This is a genomic window from endosymbiont DhMRE of Dentiscutata heterogama (genome assembly GCF_002888635.2).
GTDB lineage: Bacteria > Bacillota_I > Bacilli_A > Mycoplasmatales > CGIF01 > CGIF01.
In genome coordinates this window covers 558352-574069 of record NZ_LN828718.1, presented here as the reverse complement: position 1 = coordinate 574069, position 15718 = coordinate 558352, and the positions used below count along the sequence as shown (strand labels likewise).

Genomic DNA, 15718 nt, shown 5'->3' with positions numbered 1-15718 from the left:
TATGTAGGTAAACTAATTTGTTTGCTTTTGCTTAACTTTTTTAAATCTTTTTTGGGCTAATTGTTTCTCCTCCACTTCCTGCTTTTCCTCATCCAAATCTATTTTTCGGGTATGGAGGCTGCTTTTACTGATTTATTCTTCTCTTCTTTCAACCCCCTTTTCTTAATACCCACTGCTGAGAATATACCCACCAAAATCATTATTCAAACTGCTATTACTATTAGGGTTGGAGTTCAGGAGCCTTTATCAGGATTAGATTGATTCGGAACTGTATTTTCTCTATTTTCTTGCAACTGACCAACAGCTTCCAAATATAAGTATTCATTAATTTGTTCATCAGTAAGGGGTTCGTCCTCTTTTAGGTTGTAGTATTGGCGGATTTTATTATCTTTATTATCTTTATCGTATTCAAACCTTTTGGTTGCGATGATTATTTCCTTAGAGGATTTATTAGTTAGATCAGGATTTTGTTGTAAGAATTCCTCATTATCTTTGACTGAGTTTAGTAATTCCTCTACTTTTTCTTTATTAAAGTTGGGGATAGAGGAGAATTTATTTACTAATTCTTCAGTAATTTCTATTTTAGGAGGATTAGAGTTATCTTCGGGTTTTCGGTTTCTTTCCATTCAGATATCAATTAAATCTTTTAGATATTCTACCGAAGCAGGGTATTTATCAAACTCTTTATTAGTGAATCTTTCTTCTCAATATGGACCTAAGACTTCTTCTAAGGTTTTGTCGAGGATTTTCTTAGTGGTTCAGTAGGATTTGACGGCTGAGATGGATTGGGTTAAGAGGGATTTTGGGCTTAGGGAATCTTTTTTCTGTTTTTTTTGGGGATTATAATCTTCCTCCTCATCAGGGGTGAATTTTCTCTTGGTTTTTTCTTTGACTAATTTAATTAATTGCTCTTTTAATTCTCAATCTACTCCTTCTAAATCTTTTTTTGTTATTTTTAGTAAATCATCTAAGGAATAGTTATCGGGGTTGGCTAAGATTTGTTGGATTTTTTTGGTGTTACGGTCAACTCGGAAGTCAATTCTTTTGATAATCTTGTAAACGGTATCTATATCTCCATCACTGTCAACCACTTCTTCTTCTCTTCCAATTTCAACTAATTCTAGATTAATAAATTGACTTCAATCAACTAATAAATCTTCGGAACAGAAGACAGATCTAATGTTAGGGCAATTTTCAATTATCAATTCGCAGTCTCCAGAAACGTCAGCCACTCGACTATAATCAAGAAATCTTAAATTAGTGCAATTCCTAATTTTTAAGGCAAACAAATAAGGGTTTTCTTTGCAGGAAAGAGAAATTAAACTTCCCATATTACTAACATCCAATTCTTCCAGACTATTCTCAGCACAATCCAGTGTTTCTAAAGAATCGGCACCCAAAACTTTAATTTTTGTCAAAGTATGACTCACTTCTTCCTCTCCATCTAGTTCGTAAAAAAAAAAATTATTAGCACAATACACCTCTTTTAACTTTTTTAAATCACTACAATCTAATTCCTCTAAATTACACTTAAAACAATACAAACTTTCTAAGTTTTTTAAGTGGGTTAGTTCTAATTTAGTAATAGGATTATTATCACAAACTAAATTTTTTAAAGAAGTGTTTTTATTTAGGTCTAATTTGGCTAACTTATTACTAGAACAATAGATATTTTCCAAATTAGTTAATTCTGATAAGTTAATATTTTCAACCTTATTAAACCTAAAACTTAAATGCTTTAATTTGGGGCAATTCTTAATAACTAATCCCTCTAACATACAATTATCAACTGTTAAATGAGTTAGTTTAGGACAGTTCTCAACTTCTAGTTCTCCCTCCCAACCTGCTTCATTACTGATATCAATTTCTTCTATTTCATTATTGTTAATAAAGTCATCATTATTTAACACTTTAATAGGATTACCAGTAGGATTTTCAGTATCTAAACCTAAATCTTTTAGTTCTTGTTGCTTTTCAGGAGTGAATTTATTATTATCGTAGGCTAGAACTTTTAGATGATTTAGTTTACTAATATCTAAATCAGTAAGACCATTATTGGAACAATAAAGTTCTCTTACTGCGGGGCAATCTTTAATGTTTATTTTTTTAAGAGTGGGTTGAGTTTCCTTACTAACTGTGTATTTTCCAGTTTTAGTCTCTTCGGTCCCATCTTTTTTTTTTTCAACATAAGTATAAGTTTTCTCTTCTTTCTCCAATTTTTGATTATGAGAAACAATTATATTTTGTAATTCTGGGCAATTAATTATTTCTACTTCTTCTAATTCATTATTACCTAAGTTTAAAGTGGTTAGTTTAGGGAAGTTTTCAATTACTAATTTACCTTTGAGATTGTATCAACTAAAATTAATATTTTTAACTGTGTTTTTATGCTTACCCAAACTAGTTGTTAATTCTTCATCCTGAAACTTGGTTCTATCTTTTAACCATTCTTCTAATCAGGCTTGATTTTCATATTCTTTTCCTTTTTTCATGAGAGAGAGAGAGAGAGAGAGATAACTAATACTTTATTAATTTTTACCTCTCTTTAATATTATTTATAATTATTTATATTCTTTCTTTAATACCCATTCCTCACCTGCAATTGCTGAGCAGCAGTTTGATTTTCTAGGGCTTCCTCTAATAACTGAGGTAAACTATTCCTTTCTTCTTCCGTAGTATGTTCTTCAAAAGCAGTTTGTAAAGTCTTTCTTACTCAATTATTAGATAATCTATTTATTTCTGTTTCTCATTCCGGTTCTACTCCGTGTAATAAGCGGTTCATGGCAATATAACAACGGGCTAAAACCTTTTGAGACATCTTTTCTAAGGCATATACTCCTTCTGTGCTTTCAAAAGCAAAAGTAGGATAATCTTCATAATTCTCATCTAAATGTCTTCAACCATGGAATTTTTTACCCATGATTTTATGATATTGAGGATTGCCCCGTTGACTAAAATCATAATTTTCTATTCAGTCATCTAAGTCCGAAGTATCTACTAATCGGTAAGCATCTGGTAATAGATGCCGGAATTTATCATTTGGTTCATTATAACGAGCCGGAATATTTTTCAACTCGGCTCATCAGTTTTTTAATCCTTCTTTGGTTTGGGGTCTATTTGCGTTTATTAATGGTTCATTTCACATGATATTTATTTATTAATATAATTTTTTTGTATGTATTTCAATTATGTAAAACACGAGAGAGAGAGAGAGAGAGAGAGAGAGACGAAATTCCTCTCCTCGCCCAAACTCAACATGTTTTTCGTCCGTTCTATTTGATAATCTCTATTAATTCTCTCACATATAATTAATTTTATATATATTATAATGTCTATCAAACCTCAATTGAACCCCATTTTGGTGAAAAAGAAAAGGGAGGTGGAGGAGGAGTTGAGGGAAAAAGAGGAGGAGTTGGAGCGGTTGAAGGAGGGTTGGCAAGTGAGAGAAAGGGAATTAATGGGGGAGTTGGAGCAAGAAAAAGAGGAATTAAAGGGTAAATTAAATGAATCAGAAACTAGTTTGACAGAAACTAGACGGGAGTTGGATAGGTGGAAAAAAGAGTTGGGTGGTAAAGAACAGGAATTAAATGTTTTAAGAGAAAAATTATCCGGGGAGCAAACTAAGTCGGGGGAATTAGAGCAGCAATTAACTGCTTTGGCTGTTAGTAGTGGGTTACTTAGTCAACAAGTTGAACAACTAAATAACCAACTAAGTGAGAAGGAGCAAGAGGCGGAAAGAGTGAGACTAGAGGCGGAGATAAAAAGCAATCTAGTCCAAGAACAAAATGAGAAAATTAGTCAACAAACTAACCAGTTAGTTAATTATCAAAATCTTTTAAGAACTGCGGAAAGTAATCTTAAAAAAGCCCAGGAGTTACTAAATAAAAAAGAAAAAAAATTGGAGGAGTTAGAAAAAGAGAAGAATTTAATTGGGGAGGGGTTGAGTTTGGCTAGTAGGAGGATAAGGAAGTTAGAGGAGGCTTTGGTTAGTGCTAATGGTAAAATAGGGCAGTTGGAAAAGCAAATAAAGGATTTAGAGAGTAAAGGGGATAATTCTGAGGAGTTGGAAAGATTGAAAAGAGAACTTGCGGCCGAAAAACAAAAAAGTCAGCAAGAGCGAAATAAATCCCAAGCAGAGATAAAAAGATTACAGAGTGAATTAGCAACTACCAAAAAAAGGGAGGAGGAGTTGGCAGCCAAAATAAAAGAACTTAGGGCTAAAAGAGTAAAAGTTCAGGAAGTAGTAGAAAAAAGTTTTTGAGAGACTATTAAAACTCCGGTTTTTTATGGAGTAGGAGCAATAATAATAGTAATTGCTCTGGGATGATTATGAAGTCAAATTCAAGATAAGTAATATGTTAGGTAAACTATTTTTTTTATTAATAATCTTGTTTTTGGTATGGGTTATTAGTTGGTTTGCTGCTTCACCGACTAAAAGCGATAAAAACACCAAGCAAACTAGTGAATGAGAAAAGGAGAAAGAACAAACCAGAAAGGAACATCAAGCCGAGCAAAATAAAGAATGATTTAAAGAGGGAAGATGGTTGACTGATAAAGAGATTGATTGGGCTTGCGAAAGATTGCCTAAGGATAAAAGGTTTAAAATCCTGTCCGCCCATCAGTTCCATCTTGTGAGGGAGGCGAAAAGAGAAGATGATCCTTTGATTTTTAAAGAATTATTAACTGAGATAAGTGATGACAGTAAAGAACTAGTTTTTATTCTGGTTAACAATCCTAACCATCATTGAAGTTTGTTGGTTTATCAGGCAAGAGAGAAAAGGTTTTGGCATTATGATACCCTAGGTGGGGTAAATTATCAATATGTTCAGCCCTTAGTAAAAGAATTATTGGAGCAGATTAGACAGGCGAGGGATATCAAGGAGGAATATTTAGCCAACTATTTAATTAAACGGCATGACCTGAGGCAAAATAATGGGTATGATTGTGGTGTAGCAGTGATTGCTATTATGCAGCGGATTATTGAGTTAAAGAATCAGAGTTGAACGGAGAGGTTGAAGTATGGCAGTTGACGGTGTGGGGATGATTTAGGGGGGGGAGTGGATTTGGCAGGGGAGAGGAAAAGATTGAGGGGGGAATATTTAGCGGAGAACCTGAATTAGTTTATCTGATAAACAAAAATGCTTATTAGATAAGGGGAAATGGTCTCCCCCCCTTTAGTTACTACTATTTTTTAACAGGCATCTCGACCTGAGTTTGGAGTTGTTGCTCAACTTGTTCTTTCTCATTGTCATCAATATTAACTTTCTCAACAAGTTCAGTTTCTACTTCCGGAATTCTTGAAAAAATGTTAACAAATTCATCTAATCCTTCGTTTTCTTCCAGTCAGTCATCAAGTTTATCAAGGTTAAACTCTACTGATTGGAGAATTTTGGCTTCTTCGGGTTTTTGCAACAACTTAATCATTTCCTTAGTCGTCGGTAAAAGTCTACTAGTATAAATCGCTTTAGGATGCTTCTCATATGAAGGAAACCTTATATCATCAGGTAACCTTTGGTTAAATTCTTCAGCTTCCCGATATTGCTGATAAAAATCCGTATTTTCTTTTCTTTGAACTTTCCATCATCAATCTTTTAAAGTCTTGTCCAGCTCTCTAGAACTCGGTCTTTTTGCAGGATCAGAATTTCAACATTGTTTGATTAAATCTATTAGTATTTGAGGATATTTAACCTTTTCAGGAAACTGAGGTCTAACTCCTCAGCAAATGCTTAAAGCTAAATTAATCCCATGTTCTTCGCTATAGAAAGGAGGCAAACCAGTTAACACTTCATACATAATCATGCCAAAACTATAAACATCGGATGCTTGGGTATAAGGTTGACCTTGTAATACTTCAGGAGCTACATAAGGCATTACTCCATAAACTTTGCTTTTATCAGCTTCATTAACTGGTCGACATAACCCAAAATCTGCGATGTAACAAAAAAAATCCTCATCTTTGTTCCCGTTTAGGTTTAGTATATTACCCGAATGTAAATCTCGATGCATTAATCCTTGTCCGTGAACAGAATTTAATCCCGCTGCTATAAAATATAACTGCAGAGTCTTAAAGCACAAATCTTTATTATTTGCATTCAAATGTTGCCTTAGATTGCCATCTGGAATGTATTTCATTACCATCACATAGTTTTTGGTAATAGGGTCTTGGGAAATGCCTCATAATTTGACAATATAACTGCCATTCTCAGCCTGTTTTTGGCTCGTGATTTCACGCAAAAAGTCGACAGTAATGTTTTCAGATTTTTTTAAAACTTTCAAAACGACCATATTATCGACCTTATCCCTTTTTCACGTATTATTTTCAGTACTCCAAACTCCAATTACTCCATCAATCCACTTAGCTTTATAAACTTCACCGAAAGCGCCTTCACCAATTTTTTTGATATCAGTAAATTGATCATAAGGAACTCATTCTAATACCCCTGTCCACCCAGTCACCTCTGATTGATATTTTCGGATAAATTCGTCTATTTCGGGATTGCCGCTGGTCCAATTAGGAAAATTGTCTTTAAAATGTTTAGTGTTACAAGGCTTACATCATTTATACATATTAGTATTAGGCTGTCAACACTCATCACATAATCCATACATCTTATACCTCTCTCTCAGTTCTTCATCTACTATCAATTTATTAATTAATGATTTCTGCTCAGAACTTAAATTTTTATTTTCCTCCCATTCTCCGTTCTCATAAGAATAATAAGGCGGAAAATCTTTTATTTGTTTGAATATCTCTAGACTCAATTTATCCTTTTGTTGTTTACCTTTATTTTTTTTCTCTGAAACTGATTTTGAATTTGGGGAGCTTTTAGTTAAATCCACTTCTTTAGAAGTTCAGATTTTTGTTATTTCACTGCTCTCTAGTTGATTTTTTATTTTCTCTGCAATTAAAGAATTAATGGTTAAATCAACTTCTTCTGAACTTCAAACTTTTGTTATCTCTTCACTTTTTGGTATTTCTTTCGAATCATTGGTTAAATCTGTTTCCTCAGAGGATCAAATTTCTGTTATTAATTCACTTTTTAATTGGTCTTGTGAATTATTAGTTAAATCTACTTCTGAAAATATGACTTCTTTTATTTCACTACTTTTTCATTGGTTTTCATCTTCCTCTGCACGGTCAAAATAATCATAACCATTAACATCAAATCTATCTCCTTGAACATTGGCTAAACGCTTAACTTGTTCATAAGTAAAACCTTTAGCGGCTTATTTTTTTACTAGTTCTTCTGTAAAATTAGGATGGATTTCTTGTCAGTTAGTCATATCGTCATATTATTTAATTTAAATTTTCGTTATTATTGTTCAAAAATGTTGTTTACAATCACTACATAGACAACCAAGACAATTTATATCTAACCAGGAGCGACTGTTTTTACTAACAAATCTAAAAAAAATGACCAAGTATGAAAAGAAAAATTAAAGAATTAAAAAAGAATAAAAGTAAAATTAATAATATAGATACAAAAATTAGCAAAACAACAAACCGAATTAGTTTACCTAAGCCAACAAAAGTTAAATGCTTTATGAAAGATTGTGGGAAGATTTTTCACATTGCTTACAACACTGCCGTAGGCATGCCTTCTCAAAAAAATTATTGAAATTATTGAGTGGATAAGAATTGGAATTATAAGCAAATTCGTAGGAAACCTGAAAGCGAGAGAGGAGATAAGATATGCTCCGATTGCCTCCGCGATATCTATTTGTCGAAAAAATGAGAGTTTTTAGACCAAATAAAGGGCGAAAACAAAAGACAAACCCTTCGAAGTTATATTTACCACAATATCATTTAAACATTTTTTTATTTTTATTGAGCATGGTTTTACAAGGTTTATGGAAATTTATGAAAACTTCCTATAAAATATATTATTATGCAGATTTACGAATTTCAAGAGTTTGGAGATTGACTCCAACAACAACCAAATAGAAACGGAATGCCTTTAGAATATTCAGAAGAGAAAGTAGGAAAGATTAATCTTGAATTGCAGTTCCCCGCTCTTCTTTCTAAAGAGCGAATTGCTTACCTTGAAAAAGAAAAAGAATACTTTTTAGTAAAAATCAATGGGTTAAAATGAAACGAGAAAAAACTTGAAATTTTAAACAACTGCAAAAAATTATGACAAACACAAAGTTAAACTAATTCCAGAAAAATAAATAAAATCTCATGACAGAATACGAAAATCAAGCCTGATTAACCAACTGGTTAAGACTAAAAGCTAAACAAGAAGAAAAAGACTTCAATAATTTAGCAGAAGTAAAGGCAAAGGTTGTTTCTATTTGTTTTATTCAACTAGAATTAAAAGGAAAAGTAGTAATTGAAGACTTTCCTCATTTAAAACAGTTGAATTTGAGTAACAATAAAATAAGTGAAATCACAATTAAAAACTGCCCTGATTTAAAGTTGGTTTCACTGGCTCATAATAAACTTACTAAACTGACTATTGAAAACTGCCTAAGTGTTAAGGAGATATACACCCATAATAATCAGTTGGAAAAGTGGGATGTGCCAGTGGAAGAGATGAAAAAGCAGAATTTGCGAATTGTCTCTTACAGCAATAATCCTCTTTCTCCTACTGAAAAAGCAAGATTAGATACTTTAGGTTTACCAGACAGAGTAATTATTAGTAGAGTAGATAGTGATGCTCAAACTTGATTAGATGCTAAGTATCCATTAGTAGAAAGAGATAAAGTAGAAAAATTAGACTTAGGTGAATTAGGTTTAAGTGGCGAATTAAACCTCGCAGGTTTTACTAATTTGAAGAGACTAGATGTTAGTGATAATGAATTAACTAAGTTAGAGTTGGATTATTGCCCCAACTTAGAATATTTAGATTGTTCGAATAATTACCGTATTGGAGAAACAGAAATAAAAGAAACAGTAAAAATAGAGGGAGTATGAACAGAAAGGAAAAGAAAGAAGAAAATCAAAGTTGGGATAAGCAGTTTAGACCTTAGCAAAAACAAACAATTACAAGAAGTTCATGCTAATCATTGCTTTATAGAAAAAATAAATTTAACTGGTTTAACTAAATTACATACCTTAATGCTCACTTCTAATAAATTTGATGAATTAGATTTGAGTAGTCTTGTCGAACTAAAAGAACTAAACTGTGCTTTGTCACAAAGTTTTAAATTTAAAAAGTTAGATTTAACTAATAACCAAAAATTAATAGGTTTATATTGTTATAAAAATAGTTTAGAAGAACTGGAAGTTAACCATTTGAAAGACTTGCAATATTTGTATTGTTACGATAATGGTTTGAATCAAATCGATTGCAATGGCTTGAAAAAGTTAGAGAAACTATCTTGTCAAGGTCAGTATCAATGTAAAGGAAAGGGAGGGTTAATGGGTGGTCTTAACTTACAAGGTTGCGAAAGTTTAGAAGAACTAGACTGTGCCGAGAATGGAAAGATAAAAAAAGTAGATTGTAGTAATCTCAAAAAGTTAAAAACTTTGTCTTGTAAAGTAACGAGTGAATTAACTGAAATAAATGTTAGCAACTGCGAAAACTTAACTTTTTTAGATTATAGTTTGCCATCCAATATTAGTGTTTTGAACCTTGATGGAGCCAACAACCTTAAAGAAGTCTATTATTCCAAAGAGGCAAAAGTTTTTCCTGACTGAAGAACTATACCCAGTTTGGAAAAAGTTGGGATTCTTGAAAGAAAGCAAGTTAAAGGTGAAGATGGGCTAGAGTGATGTGCTTTTATGGAAGAAATTGATGTTCTTGGTATCAGAAATACCGAACGAATTCAACAAATTCTTGCTAATCCAAGTAAATTCTCCTTAGAATATTTAATAAGTATAGAAGGAAGGCAATTGCATGGAGTTTCCTATGATTTGAGAACTAAGTTAAGGGATTTAGGTATTAAAAAGTTTAACAAGAGGTTTCTTTTCGCTGATGAGGGTTATGAAACAGGTGATGAGAAGAAGAATCTCTCAAAACCAGAAAAACAGAAGAAGGAAGAATCATCCCCTCTAATTCCCCAAAATAATACTCCTACTCCTCCAAGCAATCCAAAACCTAATAAACCTGATTATGAGAAATTATATTTTGAACTCCTAGCCAAAATAAAAAGTGGTGAAATAACAATTGAAAATAAAGAACAAATTATCAACTCAAATCTTAGTGAAGAACAAAAGCAGGAATTATTAAAACTTTTAGAAAGAAAAATCCAGCCTAGTTTTGAAATCCAACCCAAAACTACTAATTACTGACCTTGAATATGTGGAGCAATTGCAATTGGAGGATTAGTCAGTTTTATTTGATATAGAAAAAGAAAGAGAAAATAATTATGTCTAATTCGCATCCCTACTGCTCAAATAAAAATTGTCGCCTTCCTGCTCCCCACATAATTAACCAAATAAAAATAGCCTCCAAACTCACTTGGAAGCAATTAGCTGATAAATTTGAAACCAGTGAACGCACCTTGCGAAGACATGCCCGCCAATCTGATAAAGAAAATCGAAAGATAAAACAGAAGCGAGGGCGTAAAAGAAAAATAGATGGTCTGCTACTTGATTGATTACGCGAATGTGTTATTGCCATTAATAAAATTAAACCCACTGCTCAAAGGGCTTTAGCAGAGATATTTAATTGTAGTCAATCTACTATCTGCCTATCTCTAAAAAGAGCAAGAGTGGTTTATAAAGGATTCACCTACCAATCTATTGAACAATTACGATTGAAAAATAGAGCCAAGATTAATTACTTTATCAACGTAACTCTTCCTTATTTACTAGCAATTGGTGCTAATATCTTTTTTTTGGATGAAACTGGATTTAGATGTAATATGGTTTTACGAAAAGGTTATGGTTGAAAAGGTTTACCAACAATTAAGCAAAAGTTTGGTGAGAGAGGCAAAAACCATACTTTGATGTTCCTAGCTCAAATCACTAATGGAGAAAAGGTAATCCATTGAAGGTTAATCGAGGGAGGAATGAAAACCCAAGACTTTCACCAATTCTTAACTGATTTCAATCCTCCTAATAATGGTAAGAAAAATGTTGTGATAATGGATAATCTGTCAGTTCATAAAGCTACTAAGTCTTGTGCAAAACTAAAACTGCCAACTATTGCTGAGTTATTAGTCAGCAAGAACGTTGAGCCAATTTACTTGCCTTCTTACACTCCTGAGTTAAATCCAATTGAGAAAAAGAATAACATCCTCAAGGGGGATGTAAGAAAAGCAGAAGCCAGAACTAAGGAAAGATTATTTTCAGTTATTGAAGAAAGAGTCAAATTCTTTCAGAAAGAGGATTTAACTAAGTATTTGGATAATAGTGTTAAAGAGTGTTTAATGAAACTTGATGCTACTTCTCCAACTGAGAATGACAAGTATTTTTGGCATACCGAACGATGGCATAAAATGTGTCAAGGTTCAAGGCATTTGGCAATAATCGCTAGAACCTTTGTGTTGCAAGATATGCAATTATTAAAAAACTAGTAAGGGAAATAATTAGCAGTTTGATTCATTAAAATTTTGGCATTAGTATACAATTCTCCATCAAAAAATAGAAAACTTAAAAATTTTACTAATGAAGAACTGTTAGTAGAAATTACACAAAGGGGTTTTCAAATTTGCAAATCTCACGAAGCTGTTTCTGCACAATGTTTTAAGTGTCAAAAACAATTCTGAATAAAATGAGTTGGCACTCAAAAAAGTTATGCTAAAAAGAATAATTGAGATTATTGAACTGAGAGAAAAAATGATGAGGAACTTAAAATTTGCAATTCTTGTTTGCGAGATTTTTATCTCAAGCAGAGACAAGAATTTCTAGAAACCATCACTGATTTGAGGAAGAGAAACCATCTAAGGTCTTATGTGAGTCACGATGTTATTTAGAAACCTTTTTTCTTTTTTTCTCCTTTTTTTTGGTCTTTTTCAATCAATCGAATTCCAACGGCGGAGTATCCAAAGCCATCTTTAACATCTTGTCAAAGTCTGATTTATTTATTGGTTTATCATACTTTGAAGCATTAACTTGCATACGATTACAACCCTCACAATAATTATAGCCATTCTTATTTTTGGTAACACAAGAAGAGTCAAAATAACGCTCACAACTATCGCATAGCACTTTGTTTTGTTCTTTTTGATTCGCTTCCATTAATATTATTTTAACTGATTAGTTGTTGATAAGTTAATCGTTTACCTACAGTTGATAAAAGCACCAAGTCAAACTTTTCTTGAAAACTAATTTTACTTGCGTTGTTTCTTATAGCAAATTCATTAAGGTAATTTTGAAAGTGTTTTTTACTTACACGGCGATAAGTTAGACCAATCATTGATTTAAGACGAGACCATCTATTTTCTATAGCATTAACCGAGACATTTTCTTTTACATACTCTTTGTCACCATGATTAACTAGTTGATGATTAAACAGTCTATCTAACTGCTTACTTTTTCTATATCATTCATCAGTGTTTAAATTAGAACCCTCTTTAACATGTTTTCTAATTATTGGCACTAGAGTTTTCATTTTAGCATCAGAAACAACTTTCATGATTACTCTACCACTACTTCTTTCTAGCATCCCAAAAACTGGAACCTTATCTTTTTGACTCCGACCTTGAGAATAAGGAATTTTCTTGTTCTTATGTCTATTCTTATTCTTACCGCCTATATAAGTTTCATCTAATTCTACAGTTCCCTCCATCATAGTTTTAAAAATAGGAAGGTCACAAGCATGACGTAAACGATGCAACATAAATCAAGTCGACTTATGAGTAATTCCAAAATCTCTAGTTAGTTCATAAGAAGAGACGCCATTTAGATGGGAAACCAAAATGCCCGTGACATTAAACCATTTTCTTATTGGTATTTTTGAGTTCTCGAAAATAGTTCCAGTCATGACATTAAAATCTTTACCAGTATTTTTACACCGATACTGGTTCTTCCTGGCAAGTTCATAAACTTTAGAAGTGGGGTCATAGGGAGAAACTGGATTACCATTTCAGCGAAGTTTTTCAAAGTAGTCAATACAAGATTGTTTAGTAGGAAAGAATTCTGATAATTCGGAAAGATTTTTAAACTCGACCATGATTCTTTAAAAATTATTCTTCTTCCTTTTATTTCTCCACCAAATAAAACTGACTAATCCTATTACAGCAACCCCGACTATTACTAAAATCCATATCCAACTTGAACCACCTTTATTCTTGCTCCGTTCAGGATATAAATCTCTTTCGATAGTTTCTATATTCTTCTCTATTGCTTTTGCTACTTCTGGCTCATTTTGTTTGGCTCAGTTAAGTATCTGTTCCACTTGAGACTTCATACTTTCTCATTCGATTTGAGCAGACTTAAGACCTTCATCTTTGATTAACTTTTGAATCATCAAGCGAAGTTGTCTCATGCTACAATCATTACACAAACCAGTCTCAGGATTGATAATGACATTAATGCGACCACATTCAGGGCAACCTCCTCTTTTGAATCTGCTAGGAGGATTAGAAGGGTTATCAGATTTTCAATAATTTACACATGATTTAGTGTAACATTTGCCTTGTGAATTGGCTCATGAACCACAGTGAGGGCATTTATTAGATTGAGAGTTCTGATTTTGTCTCTCTCTCTCTCTCTCTCTCTCTCTCTCTCTCTCTGTTAGGGTCATCATTATTGTTATTATTTCAACTTGAATTTCTCCTGTGATTATCCATAATATCATCAAGATGGCTACGATTATTCTGTCTTATACTACAATCAAAACATAAATCTCTACCTTCTAGCCTTGGATTAGAACATTTAGAACATTGTGTTTTCTTAAAACAAGCTTTATGATAATAAAAAGTTTGAGGGCTAAAAGCATCAGGCATAGTTTCGCTGACACGTTCTTCTCCTGCTTTTATTAGCTTTTTACACTCTTGGCAAGTAGGATAATTGCTGCTATTCTGCTGTTCTTTTTCTATTTCAGCCCAGCAACTTTTATGATAAGTTCCTGCTTTAGGATTGTTGGATACTTCAAAATATTCTTCTCCGTTTTTGAAGATTTTTTGGCATTTTAGGCATTTATTAGGTTCTGACATAAAACTTGTAAATTATTGATTATTAAGTCTGAGAAAAGAGGAACTTTTTCTCCAATATTATTGGAATCATAACTCCGACTTCTATTTCTTCAATTTAAGTCTGGTATTCCATTCTCATCTTTAGGGTAATAGTAAGTATTTCTAGTTTTTATTACTCTTTGATATTTTCTTTTTCCTTCATTTTTGTAAACTAATACTTCTTCAATCTTTTTCTCAACCAGTTTATTATTGATTTCTAATTCTAAAACTTTTTTTACTTTTAATTTCATATTTTTTTTCATTAATATATTTTTGTGCGATTTCATGTCGTATTAACTTATTTTAGTTTTCTGATTATAAAATTACTTAATAAGTTACTGGTAAATTATATACTAGTGCCAAAATTTTATTATAAAGAAAGCGGAATTAAAAAACGAGTATTATGGAAACTAATAACAAATTCGAAAAAGATTCAATTAAATTAAACTTGACGAACAAGATACTGGGATTAATTAATGATTGAGGTGAAATATGAAAAAAAGATGGAGGGGTTACTCAAAATAACTTTCAAGAAGTAATAAATAGGGCTAGAAGAGTTTTAACTTATCTGAAAAAATTAGAACCTTTGTGTAATCCTCCTGTTGACGAATTAGATGTAAAGTTATTAAACTGAGTAAGAGAAAAAAAAGTTCAATATGAAACATTAGCATTTGATATAGAAACACATCGGAAAAAGTTGAGCAGATTAAATGATGAATTGTTAATGGTAAGAATAGATAATGAAAGAACTAAAGGCTGTTTATTTATTATTTTTGAAGGTGCAGGAAGCAAAGAGGTAGCGAGAGAACAATTTGATTTGTTTTATGAAGCTCATCAAAAAATTATACTCTATACTAACGAAAAAGGTTACTGTGATGCCTTTTCTCTCCTTAGTTATTTAGAAGAAGTTAAGACTAGATTTCCTTATCCCTTTACTTATGCTTTTATTCCCGAAGGAGATAAAGAAATAGCAGAAGAATTATTGCGAGATACTTTAGGAAGAGAACTGAATTCCAAAAAACTAAAAGAGGCATATTTTTCAAAAGAAATCAAAAAACCCGACTCTTTTCCTGTTTTCAGAGTAAAAGTTGGAGAAAAAAGACCTAATGAGGAAATAGTCGAAAGAGGATATTTCTATGCCGACCCAAGATATCACAGTGATTTAAAGGAAAAAGAAATTTCTTATGCCAAGTAAATTGGGAATATTACTATGACTTATTCCTCCTTGACTAATAGTAATATGTGTAATAGTATTACTTGCCTTTTTTGCCTTTCATCGCAAGTTTCGAGTAAAAATAATAAAGTGATTGTTTAAAAAATTCTTGAGCGAAAAAGAAAAGGGTGAGAGTAGCATTAACAAAAGTATTAGTAATAGTAAAGATGTTGATGATAAGTCAACAAATCTAGGAAAGGTAGGAAAAATTGGCATTTTTCATCGAGGAGACATTATATTGAATCTTAATGGTTCACAAAAAGAAAAGAGAATAAAGAAAAAAATAGTAGTAAATTAAAGGTCTCAGATAAGAGCATAAATAGTATAAATGAGGAGGAATTGCAATCGGCAAGTAAGTTTAGTAAAGAAGAAAAAAGACTATTAAAAGAATTATTAGAAAAATTAGAAAAAGAGATAAGTGAAAAAGAATAAGCAATC

Annotated in this window: 16 protein-coding genes; 8 read left to right on the top strand and 8 right to left on the bottom strand. The window is 32.1% G+C overall.

The genetic code is table 4. From position 1 onward, the window contains the following. Nucleotides 1–98: 98 nt before the first annotated feature. Both DHMRE_RS03585 and DHMRE_RS03580 read right to left on the bottom strand, forming a co-directional pair. Nucleotides 99–2492, bottom strand: coding sequence for a leucine-rich repeat domain-containing protein (locus DHMRE_RS03585; protein ID WP_322632337.1), 2394 nt, complete (start codon nt 2490–2492; stop codon nt 99–101). Between the two features lie 86 nt (nt 2493–2578). Continuing rightward, nucleotides 2579–3145 (bottom strand): hypothetical protein, encoded by a 567-nt coding sequence (locus DHMRE_RS03580; RefSeq protein WP_322632336.1) that lies wholly within the window; start codon nt 3143–3145, stop codon nt 2579–2581. A gap of 183 nt (nt 3146–3328) precedes the next feature. Between DHMRE_RS03580 and DHMRE_RS03575 the strand changes: the two genes are divergently transcribed. Together DHMRE_RS03575 and DHMRE_RS03570 are read left to right on the top strand one after the other, a co-directional pair. Then, the gene (locus DHMRE_RS03575) at nt 3329–4354 is read left to right on the top strand and encodes a hypothetical protein (RefSeq protein ID WP_322632335.1); all 1026 of its coding nucleotides are present in this window, start codon (nt 3329–3331) and stop codon (nt 4352–4354) included. A 1-nt stretch (nt 4355) separates the two neighbouring features. After that, nucleotides 4356–5120: a Ulp1 family isopeptidase gene (locus DHMRE_RS03570; protein WP_322632334.1), complete on the top strand. Its 765-nt coding sequence runs from the start codon at nt 4356–4358 to the stop codon at nt 5118–5120. A gap of 64 nt (nt 5121–5184) precedes the next feature. Here the strand turns inward: DHMRE_RS03570 and DHMRE_RS03565 are convergent, their stop codons facing one another. Next, on the bottom strand, nt 5185–6840 hold the full coding sequence (locus DHMRE_RS03565) for a protein kinase domain-containing protein (RefSeq protein ID WP_322632333.1): 1656 nt from the start codon (nt 6838–6840) through the stop codon (nt 5185–5187). A gap of 584 nt (nt 6841–7424) precedes the next feature. Here DHMRE_RS03565 and DHMRE_RS03560 point away from each other — a divergent pair. The 4 genes from DHMRE_RS03560 (at nt 7425) to DHMRE_RS03545 (ending at nt 11466) form a co-directional block, all read left to right on the top strand. Further along, the gene (locus DHMRE_RS03560; protein ID WP_322632332.1) at nt 7425–7811 is read left to right on the top strand and encodes a hypothetical protein; all 387 of its coding nucleotides are present in this window, start codon (nt 7425–7427) and stop codon (nt 7809–7811) included. Between the two features lie 78 nt (nt 7812–7889). After that, nucleotides 7890–8153: a hypothetical protein gene (locus DHMRE_RS03555; RefSeq protein WP_322632331.1), complete on the top strand. Its 264-nt coding sequence runs from the start codon at nt 7890–7892 to the stop codon at nt 8151–8153. A gap of 29 nt (nt 8154–8182) precedes the next feature. Then, a complete protein-coding gene (locus tag DHMRE_RS03550; protein ID WP_322632330.1) occupies nt 8183–10312 on the top strand; it encodes a leucine-rich repeat domain-containing protein in 2130 nt (709 codons plus the stop codon). Between the two features lie 2 nt (nt 10313–10314). After that, nucleotides 10315–11466 carry an IS630 family transposase gene (locus DHMRE_RS03545; protein ID WP_322632329.1) on the top strand — a complete coding sequence of 384 codons (1152 nt, stop codon included), beginning with the start codon at nt 10315–10317 and terminating at the stop codon, nt 11464–11466. Nucleotides 11467–11857: 391 nt separating this feature from the next. Here DHMRE_RS03545 and DHMRE_RS03540 read toward each other — a convergent pair whose 3' ends face one another. The 5 genes from DHMRE_RS03540 to DHMRE_RS03520 are packed head-to-tail and all read right to left on the bottom strand — an operon-like array spanning nt 11858 to nt 14318. Further along, nucleotides 11858–12130 carry a hypothetical protein gene (locus DHMRE_RS03540; RefSeq protein ID WP_322632328.1) on the bottom strand — a complete coding sequence of 91 codons (273 nt, stop codon included), beginning with the start codon at nt 12128–12130 and terminating at the stop codon, nt 11858–11860. Nucleotides 12131–12140: 10 nt separating this feature from the next. Next, nucleotides 12141–13064 carry an IS1595 family transposase gene (locus tag DHMRE_RS03535; protein WP_322632327.1) on the bottom strand — a complete coding sequence of 308 codons (924 nt, stop codon included), beginning with the start codon at nt 13062–13064 and terminating at the stop codon, nt 12141–12143. A 6-nt stretch (nt 13065–13070) separates the two neighbouring features. Continuing rightward, the gene (locus tag DHMRE_RS03530; RefSeq protein ID WP_322632326.1) at nt 13071–13640 is read right to left on the bottom strand and encodes a hypothetical protein; all 570 of its coding nucleotides are present in this window, start codon (nt 13638–13640) and stop codon (nt 13071–13073) included. Then, the gene (locus DHMRE_RS03525) at nt 13567–14049 is read right to left on the bottom strand and encodes a hypothetical protein (protein ID WP_322632325.1); all 483 of its coding nucleotides are present in this window, start codon (nt 14047–14049) and stop codon (nt 13567–13569) included. The genes DHMRE_RS03530 and DHMRE_RS03525 overlap by 74 nt, the downstream gene beginning before the upstream one ends. Beyond that, nucleotides 14025–14318, bottom strand: a complete 294-nt coding sequence (locus tag DHMRE_RS03520) for a hypothetical protein (protein ID WP_322632324.1) — start codon at nt 14316–14318, stop codon at nt 14025–14027. Before DHMRE_RS03520 ends, DHMRE_RS03525 begins: the two co-directional genes overlap by 25 nt. Nucleotides 14319–14470: 152 nt before the next feature. Between DHMRE_RS03520 and DHMRE_RS03515 the strand changes: the two genes are divergently transcribed. Next, nucleotides 14471–15262: a hypothetical protein gene (locus DHMRE_RS03515; protein ID WP_322632323.1), complete on the top strand. Its 792-nt coding sequence runs from the start codon at nt 14471–14473 to the stop codon at nt 15260–15262. Then, on the top strand, nt 15252–15578 hold the full coding sequence (locus DHMRE_RS03510; protein ID WP_322632322.1) for a hypothetical protein: 327 nt from the start codon (nt 15252–15254) through the stop codon (nt 15576–15578). The genes DHMRE_RS03515 and DHMRE_RS03510 overlap by 11 nt, the downstream gene beginning before the upstream one ends. Nucleotides 15579–15718: the final 140 nt, after the last annotated feature.